The organism is Kitasatospora paranensis (genome assembly GCF_039544005.1).
GTDB classification, from domain to species: domain Bacteria; phylum Actinomycetota; class Actinomycetes; order Streptomycetales; family Streptomycetaceae; genus Kitasatospora; species Kitasatospora paranensis.
On the sequence record NZ_BAABKV010000001.1, the window covers coordinates 6,039,882 to 6,066,245 of the forward strand.

Genomic DNA, 26,364 nt, shown 5'->3' on the forward strand with positions numbered 1-26,364 from the left:
TGGCCTGCCGACCCGGGACCGGATGTGCGCCCGGTGGGTGTTCAGGCCTCCGATTCTGCCCGGCCCGGGTCGTTCGGATGGGGGGCGACGGCGGTGATCCGGTCGGTCATGAACGGGTGGAGCGGCAGCGTGCCGAGCACCTTCTCGTGGAGTTCCGCTTCGTCGGCCGCGCGCCACAGGCCGATGCTGCGCATCTCGCCGACCGGGCGCCACAGTCGCACCAGGTGGCCGGCGGCGGCGAGTTCCCGGGCGCGGACGGCCTCGGCCGCGCGCAGCCGGTCGATCTCCGCCTGGTCCATGCCCTCGGGGAAGGTGGTCCTCAGTTCGACCAGGAATTCCTTCATGACTCTCTCTCCTCGGGTGGTGTCACCGGCTCGTCAGTCGAGCTTGGAGACCTGGTAGTGGCTGATGGCCCAGTCCGACGGCGTGCGGGTCAGCAGGACGCTGAGCCACACGTTCCGGGTCGGCCGGTCGGTGAAGGTGAAGTCGACGCCCAGGTACGCGAGGACGGTGCCGTCCGCCACCTGTCGGGTCTCCAGCACGGTGTACTGCGCCTTCATGCCGAGCGGCTGGGAGGCGTAGTACTCGGCGATTCCCTCGCGGCCGACGGTGTAGGGGTGCAGTCCCTGGAAGATCGCGTCCGGCGTGAAACGGGCCGCGACCCGCTCCGGCTCGTGGTTGTCGACCGCGGCCCTCCAGTCGTCCATCACCTCGCGGACGATGCCCTCGTGCACGGCTGTGGTGGTCATGTGCGCGTTCTGCCTTCCCGCTCAGTGGCTGGTGCTGCTGTCCGAGTGTGCGGCCGGGGCGGGTGATCCGCTCGGCCGCACGGGGCGGTGCGTGCTCAGGCGGCCTCGACGAGCGAGGCGATCCTCACGACCCGCTCGGCCTGGACCCGGGTGGCGTTGCGGGCTGTGTCGTCGACCGGGAGGGTGCCCTGGCCGTCCATGTGCGAGGTGCCGTAGGGGTTGCCGTCGACGAACTTCGCGGGGTCGGTGAACCCGGGTGCGACCAGGATGCCGCCGAGTTGGTGGACGGAGGTGTACAGCGCCTGCAGCGTGGTCTCCTGGCCGGCGTGCGCCGTCGCCGAGGACGTGAAGCCGCTGTAGACCTTGTCGGCCGGCTTGCCCTGCGCCCACAGCCCGCCCAGGGTGTCCATGAACTGCCGCGGTGCGACGAAGAACCTCCGGCGTGCGCGCCCGCGGCTCCCATGGCAGGTCGGGGCGCGTGTGGTCCGGCCCCAACGGCCCGGTCGCTGCGGGCCGTTGGGCTTCGAGGGGGTGAGCTCGGAGTGATGTGTCAGTGACTGCCGTCAACCTCACTCAAACGAGTGAACTGACGCTCCGTGGTGCTCATGTGACGGATTGTTCGAGTGAGACTGAGTGTCAGTCGAGAGCACGAGCCCCTTCCCCCGTCCGGTGCGCGCCGTATGCGCTGCGCCCGCGCGGGGTGGCACCGGCGGCCTGCTCTGCCGTAACCATGTGTGGGGGTCCCCGTCATGCCGTCCCTGTCGTCCTTGCGTTCCGTTGCCGCCGCCTCGCTCGCCGCCTCGGCCCTGGCCGTCGCGCTCCCGGCCTCCGCGGCGCACGCGGCCGACCCGAAGGGCTCGCCGGGCCGCGCCCGCGCGGTCACCGCCGAGCTCGCCCTGGACGTCTCGCTGCTCAACAAGGCCGTCGACGTGCCCGTCGACGTCTCCCTCAACAAGGTCGAGACGCCCGCGGAGCGCAACGGCTCGATGCTCACCGCCGCGGTCGACGGGGTGGACCGCGGCCGTCCGGTCACCCTGGTCAAGGCCGAGGTGGGCCGGTCGGTCACGCACGCCGACGAGCACGGCACCTCGGCCTCCGTCACGCTGGCGGACGCCGCCGTGCACGCCCCCGGCCTGCCGCTGACGACCCTGCTCGGGGTGCAGGCGCTGAGCGCCGAGGCCACCTGCCCGGTCGACGGGCAGCCCAGCGCCAAGGTGACCTCGCCGGTGCGGCTGACCGTGCTCGGCAAGTCGGTCTCGGTCGGGCTGAACAGCCCCACCCACGTCGTCGTCCCCGCCATCGGCACCGTGGACGTGGAGTTCTCCAGGAAGACGGTCACCTCCACCACCGCGGCGGCCTCCGCGCTGGAGGTCTCGATCGAGGTCAATCCGCTCAACCTCAACGTCGCCAAGGTCAGCGGGAGGATCACTGTCGCCTCGGTCTCCTGCGAGAAGCCGGTGCCCGCGGCGCAGACCACCTCGGCCGCGCCCTCGCCGACGGCTGCGGGCCGGCCCACCCCGGCCGGCGGCACGTCGCTGGCCTACACCGGCAGCAGTGGCACCGGAGCGATGGCGGGCGGCGCGGCGACCCTCCTGGTGGCCGGCGGCGCCGCCCTGTGGATGACCCGGCGCCGCCGGGCGCACGCCCGCCGCCGTTGACCCCGTGCGCCCCGTCCGTCCCACCGGCACGCTCGCATGCTGAGACAGGCCCTCTCCGACGGTGAGCGTGTCGGCGCGGACGGTTGGTTCACATGGGCGTTACATAGGAGGAACAACCGGGAAACGGCGACTTGCAACGCTACGCGGGCACCCACCACCCAAGCAGTGAGGTTCACCGCAATGGCAATCAAGGCCGAGTACATCTGGATCGACGGCACCGAGCCGACCGCGAAGCTCCGTTCCAAGACTCGGGTGCTGCCGAACGCGGACAAGATCCCCACCTGGGGCTTCGACGGCTCGTCGACCAACCAGGCCGAGGGTCACGCCTCGGACCGTGTGCTCGAGCCCGTGAAGGTCGTCAAGGACCCGATCCGCGGCGGTGACAACATCATGGTGCTGTGCGAGGTCTTCGAGATCGACGGCACCCCGCACGTGTCCAACACCCGTGCGAAGCTCCGCCCGATCGCCGAGCAGTACGCGGCCCAGGAGTCGATCTTCGGCATCGAGCAGGAGTACACCTTCTTCAAGGGCTCGCGCCCGCTCGGCTTCCCCGAGGGCGGCTTCCCGGCCCCGCAGGGCGGCTACTACTGCGGCGTGGGTGCCGAGGAGGTCTTCGGCCGCGAGATCGTCGAGCTGCACCTGGACCGCTGCCTGGACGCCGGCCTGGCGATCTGCGGCATCAACGCCGAGGTCATGCCCGGCCAGTGGGAGTTCCAGATCGGCCCCGTCGACGCGCTGACCGTGTCCGACGACATGTGGCTCTCCCGCTACCTGCTCTACCGCACCGCGGAGGAGTTCGGCATCGACGCCACCCTGGACGCCAAGCCGGCCCGTGGCGACTGGAACGGTGCGGGTGCGCACACCAACTTCTCCACCAAGGCGATGCGTGAGGGCTACGACGCCATCATCACCGCCTGCGAGTCGCTCGGCGCCTCGGAGGAGAAGGTCCTGGAGCACGTCAGCCAGTACGGCGACGACATCCAGTCCCGCCTCACCGGCAAGCACGAGACCGCCCCGTGGAACGTCTACTCCTACGGCGTGTCCAACCGTGGCGCCTCCGTCCGCATCCCGTGGCAGGTCGAGGTGGACCAGAAGGGCTACATCGAGGACCGCCGCCCGAACGCGAACGTCGACCCCTACGTCGTCACCCGCCTGCTGATCAACACCTGCTGCGAGGCCCTGGAGAAGGCCGGCCAGGTCTGATCCGCCGCTGACACCGACGCCCGCCGCACCTCCCTCCCGGAGGGGCGGCGGGCGTCCGCGTTCCCCCGCCCGGTCACTACGCTGGTCCCGTGGCGGACGACCTCACCCCAGACGTGACCCCCGATGTGACCCCCGGAACCACTCCCGGCCCCGGCCCCGCTCCCGACCTCACCCCCGACTTCACCCCCGAACAGGCGGCCCGCGGGCGGGCCCTGCGCCGGGCCCAGGTGCCGTGGGTGCTCGGCGGCGCCCTGGCCGGCCTCGCCCTCACCCTGGTGCTCGGGCTCACGCCGGCCGGCGCCGGCCTGGTCACCGCGGTCGGCGACCTGCTCGGCGGGTCCTGGGCCGCCGAGGTGCTGGGCGGCGCCGCGGCGCTCGTCCTGCTCGGCCAGTTGCTCCGGCTGCCGTTCGCCGCCCGGGTCCGGGTGGTGCGGGCCCGGTACGGGCTGGTCACCCAGGGCTGGGCAGGCTGGGCCGTGGACACCGTGCGCGGTCTCGCCCTCACCCTCGGCCTGGTCCTGCCGGCCGCCCTCGGCCTCTACGCGCTCACCGGCCGGTCGGCCACCGGCTGGTGGCCGGTGGCCGCCGCCGTCGCGGCCCTGCTGGTGGCCGCGCTCTCCTTCCTCCACCCGCTGGTGATCGAGCCCGTGTTCAACCGCTTCACGCCGATGCCGGACGGGCCGCTGCGCAGCGCCCTGCTGGCGCTCGCCGAGCGGGACGCCGTCACCGTCCGCGAGGTCCTCGTCGCGGACGCCTCGCGCCGCACCACCGCCCTCAACGCCTATGTGTCGGGCCTCGGTTCCACCCGCAGGATCGTCGCGTACGACACCCTGCTGACCGCCGCGGAGCCGCGCGAGGTCGAGCTGGTGGTGGCCCACGAGCTCGGCCACGTCAAGCACCGCGACGTGGCCACCGGGACGGTGCTCGGGGCGTTCGGCGCGGCCGTCGCCGTCGCCGTCCTCGGCCTGCTCACCGCGTGGCAGCCGCTGCTGTCCGCGGCGGGCGCGCAGAGCGCCGCGGACCCGCGCTCGCTGCCGCTGTTCGCCGCCCTGACCGCCCTGATCGGCACCCTCACCGGCCCGCTCCAGGCCGCCGCAAGCCGCCGCATCGAGGCCAGGGCCGACCGCCATGCCCTCGAACTCACCGACGACCCGGTGCAGTTCATCGCCATGCAACGCAGGCTCGCGGTCGCCAACGTCTCGGACGTCGACCCGCCCCGGCTGCTGGAGCTGCTGTTCGCCACCCACCCGAGCGCCACCCGGCGGATCGCCGCCGCCCGCTCCTGGCGCCCGGCGCCGGGGAGGTCCGGCCCGGGGCCGCAGCGCCCCGGCCGGTAAACCGCTGGCGGACGCCCGCCCCGAGGCCGGAGAATCCGCCCCACCGACGCGGGAGGGGCGATGACACCACCGGACACCGAGGACGGGCGGCCGCTGCTGCTGCTCGACGTGGACGGGCCGCTCAACCCGTACCGGGCGAAACCCCAGCGGCGGCCCGACGGCTACCTGACCCACCGGGTGCGCCCGGCCTCCTGGATCGCCCGCCACCCGGAGACACCGGCCGCCCGCGTCAAGCCGCTGCGGCTGTGGCTCAACCCGGACCACGGGCCGGCGCTGCTCGCCCTGCCCCTGCAACCGGTCTGGTGCACCACCTGGATGAACGAGGCCAACGAGTGGGTCGGGCCGCTGATCGGGCTGCCCCCGCTGCCGTACATCGCCTGGCCGCAGATGCACCACGGCGACCCGGACGGCCTGCACTGGAAGACCCGCGCCCTGGTCGCCTGGGCCGCCGGGCGGCCGTTCGCCTGGGTGGACGACGAGATCGAGCCGCAGGACACCGCCTGGATCGCCGAGCACCACCCCGCCCCGGCGATGACCCTGCCGGTCGACCACCGGCACGGCCTGCGGGACGCGGACTTCGCCGCGCTCGCCGACTGGGCCCGCACGGTGGCACCGTGATCGCCGGGGCGGCCGTGCGGAGCCTGTACCGGTATCCGTTGAAGTCCGCGCTCGGCGAGGAGCTGGCGCGTGCCCGGATCACCGGGCGCGGCATCGCCGGCGACCGGGTCCGCGCGCTGCTGGACACCACGACCGGACGGGTCGTCAGCGCCAAGAACCCGCGGCTGTGGCGGGCCCTGCTGACCGCCGCCGCGACCACCGGAGGCGACGGCGGCGTCTGCGTCCGCGGGCCGGACGGCGCCGTGCTGGACGAGGCCGGGTTCACCGCACTGCTCGGCCGCCCCGTCCGGCTGGTCGACGTGCCGCCGGCCGGCGCCGAGCTGGAACGGGCCGTACCGGAAGAAGTCCTGAGCCACGGCGTCGACCAGGAGGTGCCCGTCACTGTCGGCACGCTCGGCAGCGCCGCCCCGCCCGGCACCTTCTTCGACTTCGCCCCGCTGCACCTGATCACCACGGCCACCCTGGCGGCCGTCGGCGGGCCCGCGCAGGCCCCCGCTACCGCCCCAACCTGGTGGTCGACACCCCGGGCGCCGCCGCGTTCGCCGAGAACGACTGGGTCGGCCGCGAGCTGCGGATCGGCCCGGACATCCGGCTCGCGGTGATCGCGGCCAGCCCGCGCTGCGCCGTCCCGACCCTCGCCCACGGGGAACTGCCCCCGGACACGGAGGCGTTGCGCGCCCTGGCCCGCCGCAACCGGGTGGAACCGCTGCCGGGCCTCGGCCCGCTGCCCTGCGCCGGCGTCTACGCCCGGGTGGTCACCGGCGGCCCGGTCGGCCGGGGGATGCCGTCAGGGTCGGATGACCTCGGCCAGGGCCGCCAGGAAGCGGTCGCCGGTGGCCGGATCACGGACGGAGATCCGCAGCCAGTCGGCACCCAGCCCCGGGAAGGTGTCGCCGCGCCGCACCGCGAAGCCCGCCGACCGCAGCCGCTCCCGCACCCCGGCCGCACCGGCCAGCTCGACGAGCACGAAGGAGGAGAGCGGCTCGCCGTGCACCCGGACCCCGGGCAGCTGCGTCAGGCCCTTCAGCAGGTGGGCGCGGTGCTCGGCGACGGTCTCGGCCGCGGCCTGCGCCTCGGCGAGCGCCGCCGGCGCGGAGCAGGCCACGGCGGCGGCCAGCGCCGGGGTGGAGACCGGCCAGAGCGGCTGGGCGGCCGCGAGTTCGCCGAGCAGCCCGGCCGGCCCGAGCACGTAGCCGATCCGCAGGCCCGCCAGCCCCCAGGTCTTGGTGAGGCTGCGCAGCACCACCACCCGCCCCGGCAGGTCCCGCCGCCCGGCCAGCGTCTCCCGCTCGCCCGGGACGGTGTCCATGAACGCCTCGTCGACGACCAGGGTGCGGCCGGGGCGGGCCAGTGCGGCGACCGCCGCCGCGGGGTGCAGCACCGAGGTGGGGTTGGTCGGGTTGCCGAGCACCACCAGGTCGGCCTCCTCGGGCACCGCGTCGGCGGTCAGCCGGAAGCCGTTCCCGGCGTGCAGCAGCGCCCGGTGCACGGTGTGCCCGGCGTCCCGCAGGGCCGCCTCGGGCTCGGTGAACTGCGGGTGCACCACGACCGCGTGCCGCGGCCGCAGGGTCCGGGCGAGCAGCACGAAGGCCTCCGCCGCGCCGGAGGTGAGCAGCACCTCCTCGACCGGCCGGCGGTGCCGCCCGGCCACGGCCGCGCGGGCGGCGCCCTGGTCGGGGTAGGCGGCCAGGTCGGCCAGGGTCGCGGCGAGGTGGGCGCGCAGCCACTCGGGCGGGGTGCCGGTGCGGACGTTGACGGCGAGGTCCACCAGTCCGGCGGCGCGGACCTCGGCGTCGCCGTGGTGGCGCAGGTCGGGTTCGTCGGTCACGTCGGCACTCCCGGTCGGATCGCGGCGGCCGCCGTCGCGGCGGTCACCGGCGCGGTGGTCGGTGTCGCGGTGGGCGCCGCCGCGGCCGGGACGGCGGCCAGGGCCACCGTGGCCCGGGCGGAGGCGCGTTTGGGCGCCACCAGCCGCCCGCCCGGCAGGCCCGCCAGGGCTGCCGCCTCGGCGACGCTGGGGGTGCCCACGGCGGCGGCCACCGCGGCGGAGGGGTGCGGGACGTCGACCGCGGCGAGTACGGCGGCCGGGTACCCGGTCAGCGGCACCCCCAGAGCGGCGGCGGCGGCCACCGGACCGGGCTCACCGGCCCGGGTGTCGAGGGTGGCGAGCCGGCCGAGGTGCGACCTGTCCAGCCCGGCGGCGGCCAGTGCCTCGTCCAGCAGGCGGAGGATCTCGTCGGCGGGGGTGCCCCGGCGGGCGCCGACGCCGGCCGTGACCGGCCCGTCCAGCTCCACCGCCGCCCCCTTCGCCCCCTGTGACCTGCGGGAAATCCCACCACGGCGGTGTGTTGCGGGTCAATCGTGACGGGTGTGACCTGGGGAATAGCGAAGAGGAACGCGGCCGCCCGCTGTTCTTCTGGTCTTCACTTGCCGAGCGCGGCCCCGTCAACCGCCGCGAGCCTAGGGTTTGGGCGCTCGACCCCCCAACTGTCGCCCCTCGTACGGAGGACAGCATGACCCCGAAGCGCACCCGGCGCGCCCTCACGGCGCTCGCCAGCACCGCCGCCCTGGCCGCCGGCTCGCTCGGACTCTGGGCCGCCACCGGCGCGACCGCCCAGGCCGCGACCCTGCCGGCCCCCGACCACGTGGTGGTCGTGGTGATGGAGAACCACGCCTACTCGCAGATCATCGGCAGCTCCAGCGCGCCGTACCTGAACAACACGATCAAGGCGGGCGGTGCCAACCTCACCAACTCCTTCGGCATCACCCACCCCAGTGAGCCGAACTACTACGCGCTGTTCTCCGGCTCCACCCAGGGCCGCACCGACGACAGCTGTGTCGGCGTCGGCTCGATCTCGGCCGCCAACCTCGGCTCCGAGCTGATCGCCGCGGGCAAGACCTGGGCGAGCTACAACGAGACGCTGCCCAGCCAGGGCTCGACGGTGTGCAGCAGCGGCAACTACGCGCAGAAGCACAACCCGTGGTTCGGCTTCTCCAACGTGCCGACCAGCACCGCGTACACCTTCGGGCAGTTCCCGACCGACTACACGACGCTGCCGAAGGTCTCCTTCGTGACGCCGAACCTGTGCAGCGACATGCACGACTGCTCGGTCTCCACCGGCGACACCTGGATCAAGAACAACCTGGGCGCGTACGCGACCTGGGCGCAGACCCACAACTCGATCCTGGTCGTCACCTTCGACGAGGACAACAAGCTCTCCGGCAACAAGATCCCGACCCTGCTGTACGGCCAGCACGTCGCCGCCGGCAGCTCGTCGAGCAGCACCTACAACCACTACAACGTGCTGCGCACGCTGGAGGACCTGGCCGGCCTGTCCGCCCACGCGGGCAACGCCGCCTCCGCCTCCGACATCACGGGCATCTGGAACTGACGCCCGTGTACCTCGCGGACTCCCGCAGCAGCAAGGCCGCCGTCGCCCCGGGCACCCGCCCGGGGCGGCGCGCCGCCGCCGTCCCCGGCACCGTCCTGGCGCTCGGCGCGGTCAGCCTGATCACGGACGTCTCCTCGGAGATGGTCAGCGCCGTGCTGCCGCTGTACGTGGTGGCCGGGCTCGGCCTCTCGCCGCTCGGCTTCGGCCTGCTCGACGGCATCAACAACGGCGTCGGCGCGCTGGTGCGCCTGGTCGGCGGCCACGCGGCGGACCGCGGCCCGGGCCGGCACAAGACGGTCGCCGGGATCGGCTACGCCCTGTCCGCCGCCTGCAAGCCGCTGCTGCTGCTCGCGCACACCGTGCCGCTGATCGGCGCGGTGCTCGCGGTCGACCGCACCGGCAAGGGCCTGCGCACCGCCCCCGGGACGCGCTGATCTCGCTCGCCACCGAACCCGAGCACCGCGGCCGGGCGTTCGGCGTGCACCGGGCGATGGACACCACCGGCGCGCTGCTCGGCCCGCTCGCCGCGTTCGCGGTGCTCCGGGCCGCGGTCGACGGCTACGACGCGGTGTTCGCCGTCTCGGCCTGCGTCGCGGCGATCGGCGTCCTGGTCCTGGTCCTCTTCGTCCCCGCCCGTCCGGCCGTCGCCCCCGCGCCGGAGCGCCGCCCCTCCGCCCGCGACGCGATCGCCCTGCTGCGTCTGCCCGGGCTGCGCCGGCTCACCCTGGCCGCCGTGCTGCTCGGCCTGACCACCGTCTCCGACGCCTTCCTCTACCTGCTGCTGCAACGCCGCCTCGACGTGCCGGCCCACCTCTTCCCGCTGCTGCCGCTGGGCACCGCGGCGGCCTTCCTGCTGCTGGCCGTCCCGTTCGGCGCGCTCGCCGACCGGCTCGGTCGGCGGCGGCTCTTCCTGGCCGGCCACCTCGTGCTGCTCGCCGGGTACGCCCTGGTCCTGGCGCCGCTGCGGCAGGGCTGGGTGGTGCCCGCCGTCCTGCTGCTGCACGGCTGCTTCTACGCGGCCACCGACGGCGTGCTGGCGGCGGCCACGGCCGGCACCGTCCCGGCCGGCCAGCAGGGTGCCGGGCAGGCCCTGGTGGGCACCGGCCAGGCGCTCGGCCGGTTCGGCTGCTCGCTGGCGTTCGGCGCCGCCTGGTCGCTGTGGGGCGGGCACACCGCGCTCGCCGCCGCCGCCGTCTGCCTGGCCGTCGCCGCCTGCGCGGCCACGGCCCTGATCCGCGACCCCCGCCCCGCCGAGGAGCAGCCCGCATGACCAGAACCGCCCGCCTGCTGGTCCTGCTGGCCGCCGTCCTGCTGCTCGCTGGCGTCGGCACGGTGGCCGTGCTGCACGCCGCCGACCGCTCGGGCCGCAAGGACCAGGAGCAGGCGGGCGGCCCGGCTGTCACACCGGGCACCGTCACCCTGAAGCCGGGCGGCCGGCAGCTGCTGTTCCGCTCGATGGCGTGGGGGCCGCACCGGGACGAGATCACCAGCGTGCCCGCCGACCGCCCGGACGGGCCGCGCACCGCCTCCGGCCTCACCTGCCTGCGCTTCCACGCCGCCGCCGGCACCGGGATCTGCCTGCAGGCCGAGCACGGCGCCCTCACCGACACCTACCGGGCGGTCGTGGTCGACTCCGCCCTGCACGAGCTGCGGCACTACCCGGCGGCGGGCATCCCGACCCGCTCCCGGGTCTCCCCGTCCGGGCACCTGGCGGCCTGGACGGTCTTCGTCAGCGGCGACTCGTACGCCGGCACCGCGTTCTCCACCCGGACGTCGATCGTGGACACCCGCAGCTGGCGGTACGAGGACAACCTGGAGAGCTTCACGCTGATCCGGGACGGCCGGCCGGTCAAGGCGCCGGACCTCAACATCTGGGGCGTCACCTTCGCCGACGACGCGCACTTCTACGTCACCGTCGCCACCGGGGGAAGACCTACCTGGCCCGCGGGGACCTCGCGGCCCGCACGCTGACCACGCTGCACGAGAACGTCGAGTGCCCTTCGCTCTCCCCGGACGGCACCAGGATCGCCTACAAGAAGCGCGTCGCGGGCGCCGAACCGGACGCACCCTGGCGGCTGTACGTGCTGGACCTGGCGACCATGACGGAGACCGCCACCGCCGAGCGGCGCAACATCGACGACCAGGCGCTCTGGGCCGACGGCCACACGCTGGTGTACGCGCTGGCCGGCGACTACGGCGCCGACCTGTGGACGGTGCCCGCCGACGGCAGCGGCGCCGCCGCCGTGCTCACCCGCTCCGCGGTCGCCCCCGCCTACCTCGGCTGACACCGCCCCGCGGCCCGGCCGGTCAGCGGGTGTCGCGCAGCGCCGTGCGGCGGTCGTGCCAGCGGGTGAGCAGATCGGGCAGCTCGGCGCGCATGAAGGCGAAGAACTCCAGCGATTCGGTCAGCCGCGCCCCGGCGGCGGTGTCGGCGCCGAGCGCCTCGATGCCCTCGCGCAGGCCCGCCTCCCAGCGGACGAGCTCGCGGTCGCGGCGCATCGAGGCCTCGTACCAGGCGTCGTCGTGCACCCGGTAGCGGTCCCGGCGGGAGCCCGCCTCGCGCTCGCGCCCGACCAGGCCGACCTGGGTGAGGAAGCGCACCGCGCCGGACACCGCGGCGGGGCTGACCTGCAGGGAAGCGCCGAGCTCGGCGGCGGTGAGACGGCCTGAGTCGGCCGCCAGCAGGGCGGTGAAGACCCGCGCGGGCATCCGGGGAAGCCGGCGTCGGCCATCACGCCGGCGAAGCGCTCGATGAAGGCGCCGACCGCCGCCTCGTCCCGTTCCACCGCGCGGTCTCCCGTCCCTCGTGCGATCACCGGCCCATCCTCGGGCACCCGGGGGCCGTTCCCGAAATCCTCGGTATTCACCAACTTCACGAATCTGTGAAACAAGAGTACGTTCGGGACATGACGACCGCCATCTCGGTGACCGGCCTGGTCAAGGACTTCGGCCGGACGCGCGCCCTCGACGGGCTCGACCTCACCGTCGCCCGGGGCGAGGTGCACGGCTTCCTCGGGCCCAACGGCGCGGGCAAGTCCACCGCCGTCCGGATCCTGCTCGGTCTGATCCGCGCCGACGCCGGCACCGCCCGGCTGCTCGACGGCGACCCCTGGCGGGACGCCGTGGCGCTGCACCGCCGGCTCGCCTACGTGCCCGGCGACGTGACCCTCTGGCGCAACCTCACCGGCGGCGAGGCCATCGACCTGCTCGGCCGGCTGCGCGGCGGTCTCGACCCGGCCCGCCGGGCCGCCCTGCTGGAGCGCTTCGACCTCGACCCGACCCGCCGCGGTCGCACCTACTCCAAGGGCAACCGGCAGAAGGTCGCACTGGTCGCTGCCCTCGCCTCCGACGCCGAACTGCTCGTGCTGGACGAGCCCACCTCCGGTCTCGACCCGCTGATGGAGGACGTCTTCCGCAGCTGCATCGCCGAGGAGCGCGACCGCGGCCGCACCGTGCTGCTCTCCAGCCACATCCTGTCCGAGGTGGAGGCGCTCTGCGACCGGGTCAGCATCATCCGGGCCGGCCGCACCGTGGAGACCGGCACCCTGGCCGGCATGCGGCACCTCACCCGGACGTCCATCGACGCCGAACTCGTCGGCCCGCCACCCCTGCTGGAGGGTGTCCACGACCTCGTCACGGACGGGCACCGGCTGCGCTGCCAGGTGGACGCCGACCGCCTCGACGGCGTCCTGCGGGCCCTCACCGCGGTCGGCGTCCGCAGCCTGACGAGCCGCCCGCCCACGCTGGAGGAGCTCTTCCTGCGCCACTACGGCCGCACCGGCGCGGCGCCCGCCGGCCCGGCCGGCCCCGCGGCCCCGGCGGCGGCCCGGTGAACACCCTCGCCGGCACCCCCGTCCTGCTCCGGCTGGCCCTGCGCCGGGACCGCATCGTGCTGCCGCTCTGGGTCTACGCCCTCACCGCCTCGGTCGCCTCCACCGCGTTCTCCTTCCGCTCGCTCTACGGCACCCGGGAGGAGCGGCTGCGGTTCGCCGCGGGCATCGGTGCCAACGGCTCGCTGCGCGCCCTCTACGGGCCCCTCCACGACGCCGGCACGGTCGGCGGGCTGACGGCCTGGCGGATGGGTGCCTTCGGTGCCGTGCTCGCGGCGCTGATGAGCGTGCTGCTGGTCGTCCGGCACACCCGCGCCGAGGAGGAGGACGGCCGGCTCGAACTCGTCGGCGCCGGCGCGGTCGGCCGCCGGGCCCCGCTCACCGCCGCCCTGCTCACCGCCGCCACCGCCGACCTGCTGCTCGCCGCGCTGGTCACCGGCTGTCTGGCCGCCGCGGGCCAGACCCTCGGCGGCTCGCTGGCCTTCGGCCTGACGCTGGCCGGCTGCGGGCTGCTGTTCGCCGGGGTCGCCGCCGTCACCGCGCAGCTCGCCGGGACGGCCCGCGCCGCCAACGGACTGGCCGGGGCCGTGCTCGGCGCCGCCTACGTGCTCCGGGCGGTCGGCGACGCCGGTCCGTCCTGGGTGGGTCTCCTGTCGCCGCTCGGCTGGGCGGAGCGGGTGCGGCCGTTCGCCGGGGACGACTGGTGGGCCCTGCTGCCGCTCGCCGCGGGCGCCGCGGCCGGCGTCTGCGCCGCGTACGCCCTGGTCGCCCGGCGCGACCTCGGTGCGGGCCTGCTGCCGCAGCGCCCCGGGCCGGGCGCGGCCGCCCCGGGCTGCGGACGGCCGCCGCGCTGGCCCGGCGCCTCCAGCGGGCCCCGCTGGCCGGCTGGGCGGCCGGGTTCGCGGTGGCCGGCGCGGTCTTCGGCGGCGTCGCGAAAGGCGTGGCCGACCTGGTCGGCGGCAACGCCCGGGTGGCCGACCTGATGGCCCGCCTGGGCGGCCGGCAGGGACTGCTGGACGGCTACCTGGCGGCGATCGCCGAACTGCTGGGCATGGTCGCCGCCGGGTACGCGGTGCAGGCCGTGCTGCGGCTGCGCGGTGAGGAGGCGTCGGGTCGCGCCGAACCGGTGCTCGCCACCGCCACCGGCCGCCTCCGCTGGGCCGCCGGCCACCTGCTGTACGGGCTGCTCGGGCCCGCACTGCTGCTCGCCGTGGCGGGCCTGACCGCCGGTCTGGGCGAGGGAGCCGCGCTGGGCGACCCGGCCGGGGCCGTCGGCCGGCTGGTGCCCGCCTTCCTCGTCCGGCTGCCCGCGGTCTGGCTGACCGCGGCGGTCGCGGTGGCGGTGTTCGGCCTCGCCCCGCGGTGGACGGCGGCGGCCTGGGGCGTGCTCGGGCTGTTCGTCCTGGTCTCCTGGCTGGGCCCGGTGCTGCGGCTGCCCCGGGCCGTGCTGGACCTCTCGCCGTTCACCCACACCCCGCACCTGCCGGGCGGGCCGGTGGCCGCCGCCCCGGTGCTGTGGGTCACCGGGCTCGCGGTGCTGGCCGCCGCGGCGGGCCTGGCGGGGCTGCGCCGACGGGACCTGGGCTGACCTGCGGGGCCGTCCGGCGGCCTGCGGCGTGATATTCCTCGGACGGGTGTCCTGGTGATCCGCTATATTCGCGCCGCCGTCGAACGATCCGTTGCGGCGCGCACCACGCCCAGGGAGCCCATCTCATGCCGTCCGACCAGGACGTCCCCCGCCGGGCGGCTCAGCCGCTCAGGACGACGCCTTCGCCCGAGCCTTCGCCCCGCCGTCCGGGGACGCGCCGCCGCCGGTCCCGCCCGGCGGCTACGGTCCGCCGCCCGGCGACCCGTGGGGCGCACCCGGGCCGTATCCGCAGCCCGGGCCCTACCCGCATCCGGGGGCGGTGCACCCGGGCGCCTTCGCCGGGTACGGCGCCCAGGGCTGGGGCACCGGCGCGCCGTACGCGGTGCCCGGCCCGCTCGGCTGGCAGCCGCCGCCCGGTCCGCCGACGCGCTGGAACGGCTTCGCCATCACCTCGTTCGTCCTCGGCATCATCGGCGGCGCCTGCCTGCTGTGGATCGGCGCGATCGGGTTCGGCATCGCCGCGCTGCGCGAGGTGAAGCGGCGCAACGAGCGCGGTCGCGGGCTGGCGATCGCCGGCATCGCGCTGGGCGGTGTCTGGGCGGTCGTCATGGCGGTGGCGATGGTCTTCGTGCTGGTCGCCGCGGGCCACGACTTCCCGGCGACCGACGACGGCTCGGGCTACGGTTCCGGCTCGTACTCGGACGGCCGGAACGCCTTCGAGCTGTTGTCGGGCGACTGCTTCGTCAAGCCCGCCGGCTCCGGGACGGAGGGCGTCGTCGACGTCCGTACGGTGGACTGCGCCGAGCCGCACTACGGCGAGGTGTTCGGCCAGGCGGACTCCGACGCGAAGTCCTACCCGGGCAAGGCCGCGCTGATCGCCGACGCCACCAAGGGCTGCAACGACTCGCTCGCCGAGTTCGCGCCGGACGGCTGGAAGCTGCCGGTCGACGCCGAGGTGCACTTCTTCTACCCGGACCAGCACAGCTGGGATCTGCAGGCCGCGTACCCCCACTCGACCTGCTTCCTCACCGACACCACCGGCCACATGACCGGGTCGCTCCAGCAGAACCTCGCCGCCTTCGACGCCGACCAGCGGACCTATCTCGGCGCCGAGCACCACGTGGACCAGGCCTTCGTGGTGCAGCCGGACGCCAAGCCCACCGACGCCCCGGCCGCCTACCGGGCCTGGGCCGACACCCTGGCCGGCGGGGTGAACCAGGAGATCGACGAGCTGACCACCCACACCTGGGGCGGTGTCGCCTCGCAGCCCGTCCGCGACCTGGTCGACGAGCTGCGCAAGTCGCTGCCGCACCTGGCCGCGGCCAAGGGCGCCAAGGACGCGAAGACCCTGCAGCACGAGCTCGCCGCGGCCGAGGAGTACCTCGGCTACGACCGGCCGAAGGCGGTGCGGGCCGCGCTCCAGCTGGGCACCGACGACAGCCGGGTGAACGGCTCGGACGGCTCCGACGGCACCCGGACGACCAGCCCGGCGCCCGTGCTGGCCCCGGGCACCGGCCGCCGGGCGGCCGTCAGGATCTGACCCGGCATCATCACCGGACTGCCCGGCGCGGACTCACTCCGCGTCGGGCAGTCCCACGAAGTCGGCCATCCGCTCGACGGTGTACGCGAAGAAGGCGTCCGCCGGATCCAGCGTGCCCACCAGGTGGCCGAAGAGCTCGAAGCCGATCATGCCGAACAGCTGGGTCCAGGCGATCGCGGCCCGGGCGAGCACCGACTCGGCGAGGTCGGGCGCCAGGTGCTCCCGGACGGCGGCCAGCTGGGCGCCGAGCACCCCGCCCACCGGCTCCCCGTCGAGCCGCGCCGAGCCCGCCACGCCGATCAGCGCGAGCGGGAGCCGGGCGGCCGGCTCGATGGTCTCCTGCGGGGCCCGGTACCCGGGCACCGGTGTGCCGAACACCAGGGCGTACTCGTGCGGGTGGGCCCGCGCCCAGTCGCGCACCGCCGCGCACAGGGCCCGCCACCGGGCGCGCGGGGCGGGTGAGGCGGTGGCCAGCGCGCCGTCGGCGGCGTTCGCGAGATCGGTGTAGGCGTCGACGATCAGGGCGGTGAGCAGCTCGTCCCGGCTGGGGAAGTACCGGTACAGCGCGGAGGAGGCCATGCCGAGCTCGCGGGCGACGGCGCGCAGCGACAGCCGCTGGGCGCCCTCGGAGGCCAGTTGGCGGCGGGCCTCCTCCTTGATCTCGCGGGTCAGCTCCTCGCGGGCCCGTGCGCGGGCGGTCTTGATGGCGGTCATACCGACAGCCTGCCACATGACTGGAGCAATGCACAGAAACGAGAGCAGTGCTCTTGACCGCGCGCACCGCCGGTGGCAGAGTGGTGCTCGTGAACGAGAGCACTGCTCACGGAGAGCTGGCTCCGGCGACCCTGGGGGTTCCGATGTCCGACAGCAGCGCCCGCTACGTCATCCCGACCAAGAAGTTCGACGCCGCCATGCTGAGCTTCTTCAACCGCACGGTCGCCGCCCTCACCCGCGCCGGCGTCAGCGTCTGGGGCTCCCGGGTCCTCGCCGTCCGCGGCCGCAAGAGCGGCGAGTGGCGCACCACCCCGGTCAACCTGCTCACCCACGGCGGTGAGCGGTACCTGGTGGCACCGCGCGGCCACACCCAGTGGGTGCGCAACCTGCGGGTCACCGGCACCGGCGAACTGCGGCTCGGCCGCCGCGCCGAGGAGTTCGGCGCGGTCGAACTGGCCGACGCCGAGAAGCCCGAGGTGCTCCGCGCCTACCTCAAGCGGTGGAAGTTCGAGGTCGGCATGTTCTTCGAGGGCGTCGACGCCACCGCCTCCGACGAGGAACTGCTCGCGATCGCCCCCGGCTACCCGGTCTTCCGGATCAACCGCGCCTGACCGCACCGGCCGTGAACGCGGCCGCCGCCCGGGCGAGGCGCTCCGCGAACTGCGGCGCCCCCGCCCAGTGCAGGTGCAGGTACGAGGCGTGCACCGAGCCCTGGACGAAGCCCTCCGTCCGGGGACCGGCCGGGCCGCGCCAGCCCCACGCCGGGTGCTCGCCCGCCCCCGGCTCGCAGGCCGTGCGGTGGAACTCGTGCCCGCGCACCCGCGTCCCGGCCGCGGCGGGCAGGCTGTCCTCCAGCGCGACCGCCTCCCGGTAGCCCAGGGTGAGCCGCTCGGTCATCCGGGCCGTGATGTCCAGCACCCCGCACATCGGCCGCCCGTCGAGCTCCCGCGCCAGGTACAGCAGCCCGGCGCACTCCGCGGCGATCGGCAGCCCGTCCGCGGCCAGCGCGGCGATCGACCGCCGCAGCGGCTCGTTGGCGCTCAGCTCGCCCGCGTACATCTCCGGGAAGCCGCCGCCGACCACCAGCGCGCCCGTCCCCGGCGGCAGCGCCGGGTCGCGCAGCGGGTCGAACGCCACCACCTCGGCGCCCGCGGCGGTCAGCAGCTCGGTGTTCTCCGCGTACGAGAACGAGAACGCCGGGCCGCCCGCCACCGCGATCCGCGGCCGGCCGGCCACCGGCGACACCTGGGCCGCCGCGTCCCACGGCTCGGCGGCCAGCGGGGAGCCGTCCGGGCCAGCGCCAGCAGCGCGTCCAGGTCGACGGAGCGGCCGATCAGCCCGCCCATGTCGGAGACGGCCTGCAGCGCTTGCGCCGAGCGCTCGACGGCCGGGATCAGGCCCAGGTGCCGGGACGGCGTGGCGACCGACGCGGTGCGCCGTACGGAGCCCAGCACCGGCACGCCGGAGCCCTCCTCCAGCGCCTCGCGCAGCAGGTCCTCGTGCCGGTCCGAGGCCACCCGGTTGAGGATCACGCCCGCCAGCCGCACCTCCGGGTCCCAGGAGGCGAAGCCGTGCACCAGCGCCGCCACCGAGCGCGACTGCGAGGAGGCGTCCACCACCAGGACCACCGGGGCCCGGAGCAGCTTGGAGACCTGCGCGGTGGACGACAGCTCGCCGCGCCCGGCGGCGCCGTCGAACAGCCCCATCACGCCCTCGACCACGGCCACGTCGGCCCCCGCCGCCCCGTGCAGGAACAGCGGGGCGATCCGCTCCTCCCCGCACATGTACGCGTCCAGGTTGCGGCCGGGCCGGCCGGCCGCCAGCGCGTGGTAACCGGGGTCGATGTAGTCCGGGCCCACCTTGTGCGGGGAGACGGCCAGGCCGCGCGCCGCCAGGGCGGCGATCAGCCCGGTGGCGACGGTGGTCTTGCCCGCGCCCGAGGAGGGCGCGGCGACGACGAGACGGGGAATGTTCAACGGGCTACCACTCGATACCGCGCTGGCCCTTGCGGCCCGCGTCCATGGGGTGCTTCACCTTGGTCATCTCGGTGACCAGGTCGGCGAGGTCGGTCAGCGGCTCCTTGGCGTACCGGCCGGTGATCACCACGTGCTGGCTGCCCGGACGGTCCTTCAGCACCGCCACCACCTCGTCGACGTCCACCCAGCCCCAGTGCATCGGGTAGGTGAACTCGTCCAGCACGTAGAAGCGGTAGGTCTCGGCGGCCAGGTCGCGCTTGACCTGCTCCCAGCCCTCCTTGGCCGCCTCCTCGCTGGACTCCATGCCGCGCTGCACCCAGGACCAGCCCTCGCCCATCTTGTGCCAGGCCACCGTGCCGCCCTCGCCGGAGGCGCCGAGCACCCGCAGCGCGTTCTCCTCGCCCACCTTCCACTTGGCGGACTTCACGAACTGGAACACCCCGATCGGCCAGCCCTGGTTCCAGGCGCGCAGCGCCATGCCGAACGCCGCGGTCGACTTGCCCTTGCCCGGGCCGGTGTGCACCGCCGTGATCGGCAGGGTGCGGCGCTGACGGGTCGTCAGTCCGTCGTCCGGGACGGTCTCGATCTTTCCCTGCGGCATCAGGCGGCCTTTCGCTGGGGGAGGAGGAACGGTGGTCGCGGACGAGCGCCGCCACGCCCTCGGCGCGCAGCTCGTCCAGGGTCACGGCGGGGCCGCCCAGTTGGGCCGCCAGGGTGTGCGCCAGCCCGAGCCGGACATGGCCCGACTCGCAGTCCAGCACCACGCTCGCCACGCCCTGCGCGGCGAGCAGCCCGGCGGCCCGGCCGGCCTGCGCCAGCGCGTCGCGGCCGCCGGTCGCCCGGCCGTCGGTCACCACGACCAGCAGCGGCCGGCGGTCCGGGTCGCGCAGCCGCTCGATCCGCAGCACCTCGTGGGCGCGCAGCAGTCCGGCCGCCAGCGGGGTGCGGCCGCCGGTCGGCAGTTGCTCCAGCCGGGCTGCACCCACCTCCACCGAGGAGGTCGGCGGCAGCGCCAACTCGGCGCCCGTGCCGCGGAAGGTGATCATGCCGATCTTGTCGCGCCGCTGGTAGGCGTCCATCAGCAGCGACATCACCGCGCCCTTGACCGCGCCCATCCGCTGCCGGGCCGCCATCGACCCGGAGGCGTCCACCACGAACAGCACCAGGTTGGACTCCCGTCCCCGGCGCACCTGCTCGCGGAAGTCGTCCTTGGCCAGCACCAGCGCCCGGCCGGCCCGCCCGCGCGCCACCTGGTACGGGGCGGCGGCCTGCAGGGTGGCGGTCAGGTGCAGCCGGCTCAGCGGCCCGCGCGGCCGCCGGGCGCGCACGGTGTGCCCGCCGTCGGTCTCCGCGGGCGAGCGGCGGCCCTGCGCGCCCCGGCCGGTGCCCGGCACCTTGAACAGGCGGGTCCGGTACGGGTCGGCGGATGCCACCGGCGCCGCCTCCCGGCTGCCGCCGGGCCGCGGACGCTGCTGCGGGGGCGCCGCGGCCTCTTCCGGCCCGGACGCGGCCGAGCCGTCCGGCAGGTCGCCGGGCGCGGGCGCCCCGCCGCCGTCCGGGCCGCCGCCGTCCGGGCCGGGGCCGTCCGGGCCGCCGCCGTCCGGGCCGGGGCCGTCGCCGTCCGGGCCCTGCGGGTCCTCGGGCTGCTCCGGCTCCCCGGCCTGCTCCTCCAGCGTCCGGTCGAGCCGCTCCTCGTCCAGGCCCGGCGCGTCGAAGGGATTGCGCCGGCGCCGGTGCGGCAGCGCCAGCTGCGCCGCCTTGCGGACGTCCTCCTCCAGCACCTCGGTGCGGCCCGCCCAGGCGGCCAGCGCGACGGCGGTGCGCGCCATCACGATGTCCGCCCGCAGGCCGTCCACCTCGAAGGCGGCGCAGACCGCGGTGATCTGACGCAGCGCCGTGTCGGTGAGCTCCACCTGCGGCAGCAGCTCCCGGGCGGTGGTGATCCGGGCCGCGAGCGCCCGCTCGTCCGCGGCGAACCGCGCGGCGAAGCCGGCCGGGTCCGCGTCGTACGCCAGCCGGCGGCGCACCACCTCGGCGCGCTCGGCCGGCTCCCGGGTCGCCGCGATCTCCACCGTCAGCCCGAACCGGTCGAGCAGCTGCGGCCGCAGCTCGCCCTCCTCCGGGTTCATCGTGCCGACCAGCAGGAACCGCGCCGCGTGCCGCACGGAGACGCCCTCGCGCTCCACGTACGAGCGGCCCATCGCGGCCGCGTCCAGCAGCAGGTCCACCAGGTGGTCCTGGAGCAGGTTCACCTCGTCGATGTACAGCACGCCGCGGTGCGCCTTCGCCAGCAGGCCCGGCTCGTACGCCTTGACGCCCTCCGCGAGCGCCCGCTCCAGGTCGAGCGAGCCGACGATGCGGTCCTCGGAGACGCCGACCGGCAGCTCCACCAGCCGGGCGGGCCGGTCGGCGGCCGCCGCGCCGCCGTGCGCGCCGTCCGGGCACTGCGGGTCCGGCCCCGCCGGGTCGCAGGCGAACCGGCAGCCCTCGACCGTCGCGATCGACGGCAGCAGGCCGGCCAGCGCCCGCACCATGGTCGACTTGGCGGTGCCCTTCTCGCCGCGCACCAGCACCCCGCCGACGGCCGGCGAGACGGCGTTCAGCAGCAGCCCCAGCCGCAGGTCGGCCATGCCGACGATCGCGGTGAACGGGTAACGGGCATCGGTCATCTGCACATCAGGCCTTTCGACATCGCTCACGGCGCACCGGGCGGGACGAACGGGAGGCCGGCCGGCGCCCCGCCCTCGATCAGTTTCCACAGGGCGTCGGTGTCCGCGTGCTCCTCGATCAGCTCGCCCAGGCGGTCCAGCCGGGCCTCCCGGGCCGCCGCGAACGAGGTGTCCGGCGCCGGCACGAAGGCCCGCCCGGCGGCCGCCGCCACCTCGCGCAGCAGCGCCCGCCGGAAGCCGTCGTTCTCCAGCGCGCCGTGCCAGGTCGTGCCCCACACCGATCCGACCCGGCACCCGTCCAGGAACGCCTCACCGCCCTCCACCGCGACCACGCCGTGGTGGATCTCGTACCCCTCGACCCGCTCCCCGTACGCCTCGCCGACCGGCCGGCCCAGCACCTTGCGCGCGCCGAACACCACCCGGGTCGGCAGCAGCGCCAGGCCGTCGACCGCGCCCGCCTTCGACTCGACCTCGTCGACGATCTCGCGCGCCAGCATCTGGTACCCGCCGCACACCCCGAGCACCGGCTGCCCCGCCGCCGCCCGGGCCCGCAGCGGGCCCTCCAGGCCGCGCTCGCGCAGCCAGGCGAGGTCCGCGACGGTGGCCCGGGTGCCGGGCAGCACCACCAGGTCCGCGTCGGCCAGCTCCTCCGGTCTGGTCGCCCAGCGGACGAGGACCCCCGGCTCCTGGGCGAGCGCGTCCACGTCGGTGAAGTTCGACAGCCGGGGCAGGCGCAGCACGGCGACCCGCAGCACGTCCGCGCCGACCGGCCCCGGGTGCGGCCGCGCTCGACCGCGGTGGTGAGGTCCAGCGAGTCCTCGGCGTCCAGCCACAGGTCCGCCAGCATCGGCAGGGTGCCCAGCACCGGACGCCCGGTCAGCTCCCGCAGCATGTCCAGGCCCGGTGCCAGCAGCCGCGCGTCGCCGCGGAACTTGTTCACGAACCAGCCCGCCACCAGCGCCTGGTCCTGGGCGGAGAGCAGGGCCAGCGTCCCGTACATCGCCGCGAACACGCCGCCGCGGTCGATGTCGCCGACCACCACCACCGGCAGGTTCGCGGCCGTGGCCAGCCCCATGTTGGCGATGTCGCGGTCCCGCAGGTTGATCTCGGCGGGCGAACCGGCTCCCTCGCAGACCACCACCTCGTACCGGCTGCGCAGGTCGGCCAGGCACTCCAGGGCCCGCTCCAGCAGGACGGGCTTGCGCTCGCGGTAGTCCAGCGCGCCGACCTCGGCGACCGGGTGGCCGAGCAGCACCACCTGGCTGCGGCCGTCCGCGCCGGGCTTGAGCAGCACGGGGTTCATCGCCGCCTCCGGCTCGACCCGGGCGGCCTGCGCCTGCATCGCCTGGGCGCGGCCGATCTCGGCGCCGTCCGCCGTCACGAAGGAGTTCAGCGACATGTTCTGCGCCTTGAAGGGGCGACCCGCACCCCCTGCCGGGCCAGCCAGCGGCAGATGCCGGCCGTCACCACGCTCTTCCCGGCGTCCGAGGTCGTCCCCGCCACCAGCAGCGCGTTGCTCACGATCCGTTCCCCTTCCCACGGGTGCGTCCGCGGCGGACGGCACCACCCAGCGCCCGGGCTCCGACCGTCGCCGCCAGGGCGAGGATCCCCACCCGGCGCGACAGCCGGCAGGCCCGTTCGATGTCCGCGACGCCGACCGGCCGCAGCTCCGCCCCCAGCACCGGCCGGTGCTCCACCCGGGTGCCGTAGGCCAGGGTGCCGCCCAGCCGGACGCCGAGCGCGCCCGCGAACGCCGACTCGGCCTGACCCGCGTTCGGGCTCGGATGTGACGAGCCGTCGCGCCGCCAGACCCGCAGCGCCGTCCGCGGGTGCTCGGCGGCCGCGACCGTCAGCAGTGCCGTCAGCCGCGCGCCGGGCCAGCCCGCGACGTCGTCCAGCCGGGCCGCGGCCCAGCCGAACCGCAGGTGGCGGGGCGAGCGGTGACCGACCATCGCGTCCAGGGTGTTGACGGCACGGAAGGCCAGCAGCCCCGGCGCGCCGGCGACCGCCCCCCACACCAGCGCGTTGACGACGGCGTCGGCGGTGTTCTCCGCCACCGACTCGACCACCGCGCGGGCCACCTGCTGCTCGTCCAGCCCGCTCGGGTCGCGGCCGCACAGGTGCGGCAGCCGCCGGCGGGCGGCGGCCAGGTCGCCGGCCGCCAGGGCCCGGCCGACGGTGCGCGCCTCCCGGCTCAGCGAGGTGCCGCCCAGCACCGTCCAGGCCGCCGCCGCGGTGAACGCGGTGCGCGCCCCGGGGCGGCGCCCCAGCGCCCGCTCGACGGCCACCGCGCCTGCCGCCACGGCGCCCACGCTCAGCGCGGTGAACGCGGCCCCGGCGCCCCGGTGGTCGCGCCACAGCGCGCGCTCCAGCCGGCCGGCGGCGGTGCCGAACAGCGCCACCGGGTGGCCCCGACGGGGTCGGCCAGCGCGGCGTCGGCGAGATACCCGGCGACGGCGCCCAGCAGATAGGGGGAGGCGGGCCTCAGCCGTGGCACGGCGAGGCGTCCAGGGCGTGGTGGAACGGCGACCGCTGGGCAGCCTGCATGGCGTGCGTGTCCTCACTCAGGGTCCGCGCCCTGGATCGACGAACCGGCGGCGAGAGTCTCCTGGCTTCCGGGTCGAACGCACCCTCGGGCCTTCCGGCGACCCTGTGGCGGACCGCCGTGACCATGTGGTCGAGCGTGCTCCCCGGTGACAGTGGCGGGACCGCGCCGGACTCGCACCGGCTTCCTCTGCATGCCTCCGTATGGCGCAAGGATCCCATCACGCGCCGCGACCGGGCGTCAACAGAGCCTGCGGAGGGGTTGGTCACACACCGTCGCAGGTCCGGGGCGCCCTGACGCCGTCGCTCCCTCCGACGATCCTCCAGGATCGGCCGCCGCCGCTCGTAGGATCCTCCACCCGCCGTCCCGGGCCGCCGGCGACCGCTTCGTGTGTTCGGCGGGTGATGGCCCCGCGGGCCCGCCCGTACGTTCAGTCGCATGCGACGAAGACCGCCCCTCCCGCCGCCGGTGCCCTTCTCCCCGCAGGCCGCGCGGGCGCACCGGGCCGGGCTCGGCCTGACGCCCGGCCAGGTCGCCGAGGGGATGGCCGCGCACGGCGTCCGGCTGCTGCCCACCCACGTCCTCGCCTGGGAGAGCGGTGGGCTGCGCCCCTCCGAGGAGGAGTTCATCGCCCTCGCCCGCGCCCTGTGGTGCCCGCCCGCCCAGCTGATGGGCACCCCGCCGGCCACCCTGCGGGACCACCGGCTCGCCCGGGAGCTGACCGCCGACCAGGCCGCCCGCCGGATCGGCGTCTCCCTGCCGACCTACGCCCGGGCCGAGGCCACCGGCCACTGGGACGCCGACGAGGAGCAGAGCCACGCCCTGGCCCACGCCCTCGGCATCCCGCTGCGCACGCTCGTCCGGGTCACCGGCCGCCAGGAACAGCTGGAGCGGTGCCTGCGGCAGGTCGTCGACGGCCGCTGGCAGGCCCAGGCGGCCGCGGTGGCCCGGATGGTGCCGGCCCCGCCGGAGGTGCTCTCGGCGGCCCTGGCGGACCTTCAGAACGGGTACCGCGTCCCCTCGCACTGGGGCGCCTCGGCCCCGGCCGCCGACGGGCCGCCGGCCACCCCGCTGCCCGTCCGCTTCTGGGAACTGCTCGGCCGGCACCGCTTCGACATCCCGGTCTGACGGCCACGGACGGCCCCGCTCCGGTGGCCCGGGGCCGTCCGGGGGCGTGCACTGGAGACGCCATGCCGTCGCAGTCCAGCAGACCGGGGAGCGCCATGCGTTGGGGAACCGCCGCCGTCGTCGCCGCCACCGCCACTGCGGCCGGAGCCGGCGCCGCGGTGCTGCTGCTCGGCCGGCGGGCCTCCGAGCGCGCCGTCCGGCCGGGCTTCGCGGGCGCGCCCGCGCCGTCCGCCGCGGGCCTGCGCGTCCAGGCCCTCGCCCCCGACCGGGTCACCGTCACCCGCAGCGTCGAGACCGCCCGCCCGGGCCGCTACGCCCTGGAGTGGAAGGACGGCGGCCACGCCGTGGTCGGCGACGTGCTCGGCACGGGCCCGCAGGGCGTGACCCGCCGCCTGCTCGGCACCGACAGCGGCACGCTGCGCACCGGGCAGGAGGTCCGGCTCACCGCGCGGGTGTACACCGGGGACCCGGCCACCTCCGTCGGCCTCACCTACTCCGAGGGCGTGGTGGACGGCGAGCTCGGCCCGCTGCCGGCCTGGCACGTGGCCGGGATCCGCGGGCTCTGGGTGATCCTGGTGCACGGCCCGGGCACCGACCGCCGGCAGGCCCTGCCGGTGCTGCCGCTGCTGCACTCGCTGCGGCTGCCCAGCCTGGTGGTGAGCTACCGCGGCGACCCCGGCGCACCGGCCTCCCCGGACGGCCTCGGGCACTTCGGCGAGACCGAGTGGCGGGACGTCGACGCGGCCGTCCGCTTCGCCCGCGACCAGGGCGCCGGACGGATCGTCCTGTACGGGTGGTCGCTGGGCGCCACGATGGCGCTGCACACGGCGGCCCGGTCGCCGTGGCGGGAGTCGATCGCCGGGCTGGTGCTGGACTCCCCGGTGCTGGACTGGTCGGCCACCGTCCGCCGGGAGGCCACCCGGGCCGGCCAGCCGGGGCCACTGGCCGAGCTCGGTGCGCTGGCGGCCGAGGGGCGCTCCAAGGTCGACCTGGCGGGCTTCGCCCGGCTCGCGGACGGCACCGACCTGCACGTGCCCGCCCTGCTGCTGCACAGCCCGACGGACGAGGTGTCGCCCTGGGAGAGCGCCGCGCGGCTGGCCCGCCGCCGCGAGCAGCTGGTCAGCCTGCAGGCCGTGCCGGGCGCCGCGCACGCCGCGCTCTGGAACGCCGACCCGGACGGCTACACCGAGGCCCTGCGCCGCTGGCTGACCCCGCTGCTGTGACCCCTGCTCCGACCCGCCCGCGCCCGCTGCCCGGTGCGGGGCGCCCGCCGCCTGCTGCTGCGGACCGGCCGGGCGGTCGGCACCCTGCGTGATCGTGTGCATGCCATTCGTGTCGGCGCGGCAGCCCGGTTTGGTCGCTGTTGCCCCGTCTCGCACCCGTCCCGGGGCCGCGCCGCCGAATGTCCGCCGAACTC

The 26,364-nt window shown here is 75.7% G+C and carries 20 protein-coding genes, 7 pseudogenes and 1 riboswitch; of the genes and pseudogenes, 15 read left to right on the forward strand and 12 right to left on the reverse strand.

Translation table 11 applies throughout. From position 1 onward, the window contains the following. Nucleotides 1-41: 41 nt before the first annotated feature. From ABEB13_RS28720 to ABEB13_RS28730, 3 genes and pseudogenes are all read right to left on the reverse strand, one after another. A complete protein-coding gene (locus tag ABEB13_RS28720; protein ID WP_345707761.1) occupies nt 42-344 on the reverse strand; it encodes a muconolactone Delta-isomerase family protein in 303 nt (100 codons plus the stop codon). Nucleotides 345-377: 33 nt separating this feature from the next. Then, nucleotides 378-749 carry a YybH family protein gene (locus ABEB13_RS28725; protein WP_345707762.1) on the reverse strand — a complete coding sequence of 124 codons (372 nt, stop codon included), beginning with the start codon at nt 747-749 and terminating at the stop codon, nt 378-380. 95 nt (nt 750-844) lie between these two features. Next, a pseudogene (locus ABEB13_RS28730) lies at nt 845-1,168 on the reverse strand (NADPH-dependent FMN reductase family protein); the annotation flags it as partial. Nucleotides 1,169-1,516: 348 nt separating this feature from the next. On the opposite strand from ABEB13_RS28730, the gene ABEB13_RS28735 reads away from it, so the two are divergent. The 5 genes from ABEB13_RS28735 (at nt 1,517) to ABEB13_RS28755 (ending at nt 6,167) form a co-directional block, all read left to right on the forward strand. Next, nucleotides 1,517-2,407, forward strand: coding sequence for an SCO1860 family LAETG-anchored protein (locus ABEB13_RS28735; RefSeq protein ID WP_345707763.1), 891 nt, complete (start codon nt 1,517-1,519; stop codon nt 2,405-2,407). Nucleotides 2,408-2,587: 180 nt separating this feature from the next. Next, entirely contained in the window at nt 2,588-3,610 is a 1,023-nt protein-coding gene (gene glnII / locus ABEB13_RS28740) for a glutamine synthetase (protein WP_345707764.1), read from the forward strand. An 89-nt stretch (nt 3,611-3,699) separates the two neighbouring features. Further along, the gene (locus ABEB13_RS28745; RefSeq protein ID WP_345707765.1) at nt 3,700-4,947 is read left to right on the forward strand and encodes a M48 family metalloprotease; all 1,248 of its coding nucleotides are present in this window, start codon (nt 3,700-3,702) and stop codon (nt 4,945-4,947) included. A 60-nt stretch (nt 4,948-5,007) separates the two neighbouring features. Continuing rightward, entirely contained in the window at nt 5,008-5,565 is a 558-nt protein-coding gene (locus tag ABEB13_RS28750) for a hypothetical protein (protein ID WP_345707766.1), read from the forward strand. Next, nucleotides 5,562-6,167: an MOSC N-terminal beta barrel domain-containing protein gene (locus tag ABEB13_RS28755; protein WP_345707767.1), complete on the forward strand. Its 606-nt coding sequence runs from the start codon at nt 5,562-5,564 to the stop codon at nt 6,165-6,167. Before ABEB13_RS28750 ends, ABEB13_RS28755 begins: the two co-directional genes overlap by 4 nt. 185 nt (nt 6,168-6,352) lie before the next feature. Here the strand turns inward: ABEB13_RS28755 and cobC are convergent, their stop codons facing one another. Continuing rightward, complete coding sequence (gene cobC / locus ABEB13_RS28760; RefSeq protein WP_345707768.1) at nt 6,353-7,393, reverse strand: Rv2231c family histidinol phosphate aminotransferase CobC; 1,041 nt, start codon at nt 7,391-7,393, stop codon at nt 6,353-6,355. Then, complete coding sequence (locus ABEB13_RS28765; RefSeq protein WP_345707769.1) at nt 7,390-7,860, reverse strand: cobalamin biosynthesis protein; 471 nt, start codon at nt 7,858-7,860, stop codon at nt 7,390-7,392. The genes cobC and ABEB13_RS28765 overlap by 4 nt, the downstream gene beginning before the upstream one ends. A 218-nt stretch (nt 7,861-8,078) precedes the next feature. Here ABEB13_RS28765 and ABEB13_RS28770 point away from each other — a divergent pair, with 218 nt between their 5' ends. The 3 genes and pseudogenes from ABEB13_RS28770 to ABEB13_RS28780 all read left to right on the forward strand — a co-directional run bounded on the left by ABEB13_RS28770 (nt 8,079) and on the right by ABEB13_RS28780 (nt 11,242). Further along, nucleotides 8,079-8,957, forward strand: a complete 879-nt coding sequence (locus tag ABEB13_RS28770; RefSeq protein ID WP_345707770.1) for an alkaline phosphatase family protein — start codon at nt 8,079-8,081, stop codon at nt 8,955-8,957. A gap of 5 nt (nt 8,958-8,962) precedes the next feature. Further along, nucleotides 8,963-10,227, forward strand: a pseudogene (locus ABEB13_RS28775) (MFS transporter). Further along, a pseudogene (locus ABEB13_RS28780) lies at nt 10,224-11,242 on the forward strand (TolB family protein). The pseudogenes ABEB13_RS28775 and ABEB13_RS28780 overlap by 4 nt, the downstream one beginning before the upstream one ends. A 22-nt stretch (nt 11,243-11,264) precedes the next feature. On the opposite strand, the gene ABEB13_RS28785 reads toward ABEB13_RS28780, so the two are convergent. Next, complete coding sequence (locus tag ABEB13_RS28785; protein WP_345707771.1) at nt 11,265-11,666, reverse strand: GbsR/MarR family transcriptional regulator; 402 nt, start codon at nt 11,664-11,666, stop codon at nt 11,265-11,267. A 197-nt stretch (nt 11,667-11,863) separates the two neighbouring features. On the opposite strand from ABEB13_RS28785, the gene ABEB13_RS28790 reads away from it, so the two are divergent. The 4 genes from ABEB13_RS28790 (at nt 11,864) to ABEB13_RS28805 (ending at nt 15,915) form a co-directional block, all read left to right on the forward strand. After that, on the forward strand, nt 11,864-12,790 hold the full coding sequence (locus tag ABEB13_RS28790; protein ID WP_345707772.1) for an ABC transporter ATP-binding protein: 927 nt from the start codon (nt 11,864-11,866) through the stop codon (nt 12,788-12,790). Continuing rightward, nucleotides 12,787-13,770 carry a hypothetical protein gene (locus ABEB13_RS28795; RefSeq protein ID WP_345707773.1) on the forward strand — a complete coding sequence of 328 codons (984 nt, stop codon included), beginning with the start codon at nt 12,787-12,789 and terminating at the stop codon, nt 13,768-13,770. The genes ABEB13_RS28790 and ABEB13_RS28795 overlap by 4 nt, the downstream gene beginning before the upstream one ends. Beyond that, nucleotides 13,728-14,375, forward strand: coding sequence for a hypothetical protein (locus ABEB13_RS28800; RefSeq protein ID WP_345707774.1), 648 nt, complete (start codon nt 13,728-13,730; stop codon nt 14,373-14,375). Before ABEB13_RS28795 ends, ABEB13_RS28800 begins: the two co-directional genes overlap by 43 nt. 319 nt (nt 14,376-14,694) lie before the next feature. Next, on the forward strand, nt 14,695-15,915 hold the full coding sequence (locus tag ABEB13_RS28805) for a DUF4190 domain-containing protein (protein ID WP_345707775.1): 1,221 nt from the start codon (nt 14,695-14,697) through the stop codon (nt 15,913-15,915). A gap of 33 nt (nt 15,916-15,948) precedes the next feature. Here ABEB13_RS28805 and ABEB13_RS28810 read toward each other — a convergent pair whose 3' ends face one another. Further along, a complete protein-coding gene (locus tag ABEB13_RS28810; protein WP_345707776.1) occupies nt 15,949-16,629 on the reverse strand; it encodes a TetR/AcrR family transcriptional regulator in 681 nt (226 codons plus the stop codon). A 143-nt stretch (nt 16,630-16,772) separates the two neighbouring features. Between ABEB13_RS28810 and ABEB13_RS28815 the strand changes: the two genes are divergently transcribed. After that, nucleotides 16,773-17,240: a nitroreductase family deazaflavin-dependent oxidoreductase gene (locus ABEB13_RS28815; protein ID WP_345707777.1), complete on the forward strand. Its 468-nt coding sequence runs from the start codon at nt 16,773-16,775 to the stop codon at nt 17,238-17,240. Here ABEB13_RS28815 and ABEB13_RS28820 read toward each other — a convergent pair. From ABEB13_RS28820 to ABEB13_RS28840, 5 genes and pseudogenes are all read right to left on the reverse strand, one after another. Beyond that, nucleotides 17,227-18,605: pseudogene (locus ABEB13_RS28820) on the reverse strand (cobyrinic acid a,c-diamide synthase CobB). The gene ABEB13_RS28815 and the pseudogene ABEB13_RS28820 overlap by 14 nt on opposite strands. 4 nt (nt 18,606-18,609) lie before the next feature. Continuing rightward, on the reverse strand, nt 18,610-19,206 hold the full coding sequence (cobO, locus tag ABEB13_RS28825; RefSeq protein ID WP_345709860.1) for a cob(I)yrinic acid a,c-diamide adenosyltransferase: 597 nt from the start codon (nt 19,204-19,206) through the stop codon (nt 18,610-18,612). 19 nt (nt 19,207-19,225) lie between these two features. Beyond that, nucleotides 19,226-21,274: pseudogene (locus tag ABEB13_RS28830) on the reverse strand (putative cobaltochelatase); the annotation flags it as partial. A gap of 26 nt (nt 21,275-21,300) precedes the next feature. Continuing rightward, nucleotides 21,301-22,795, reverse strand: a pseudogene (locus ABEB13_RS28835) (cobyric acid synthase). Continuing rightward, a pseudogene (locus ABEB13_RS28840) lies at nt 22,792-23,762 on the reverse strand (cobalamin biosynthesis protein). Before ABEB13_RS28840 ends, ABEB13_RS28835 begins: the two co-directional pseudogenes overlap by 4 nt. A gap of 91 nt (nt 23,763-23,853) precedes the next feature. Next, a riboswitch (cobalamin riboswitch) is annotated at nt 23,854-24,035 on the reverse strand. A gap of 222 nt (nt 24,036-24,257) precedes the next feature. Here ABEB13_RS28840 and ABEB13_RS28845 point away from each other — a divergent pair. Together ABEB13_RS28845 and ABEB13_RS28850 are read left to right on the forward strand one after the other, a co-directional pair. Next, a complete protein-coding gene (locus ABEB13_RS28845) occupies nt 24,258-24,947 on the forward strand; it encodes a helix-turn-helix domain-containing protein (RefSeq protein ID WP_345707779.1) in 690 nt (229 codons plus the stop codon). Nucleotides 24,948-25,042: 95 nt separating this feature from the next. Further along, nucleotides 25,043-26,170, forward strand: coding sequence for an alpha/beta hydrolase family protein (locus ABEB13_RS28850; RefSeq protein WP_345707780.1), 1,128 nt, complete (start codon nt 25,043-25,045; stop codon nt 26,168-26,170). Nucleotides 26,171-26,364: the final 194 nt, after the last annotated feature.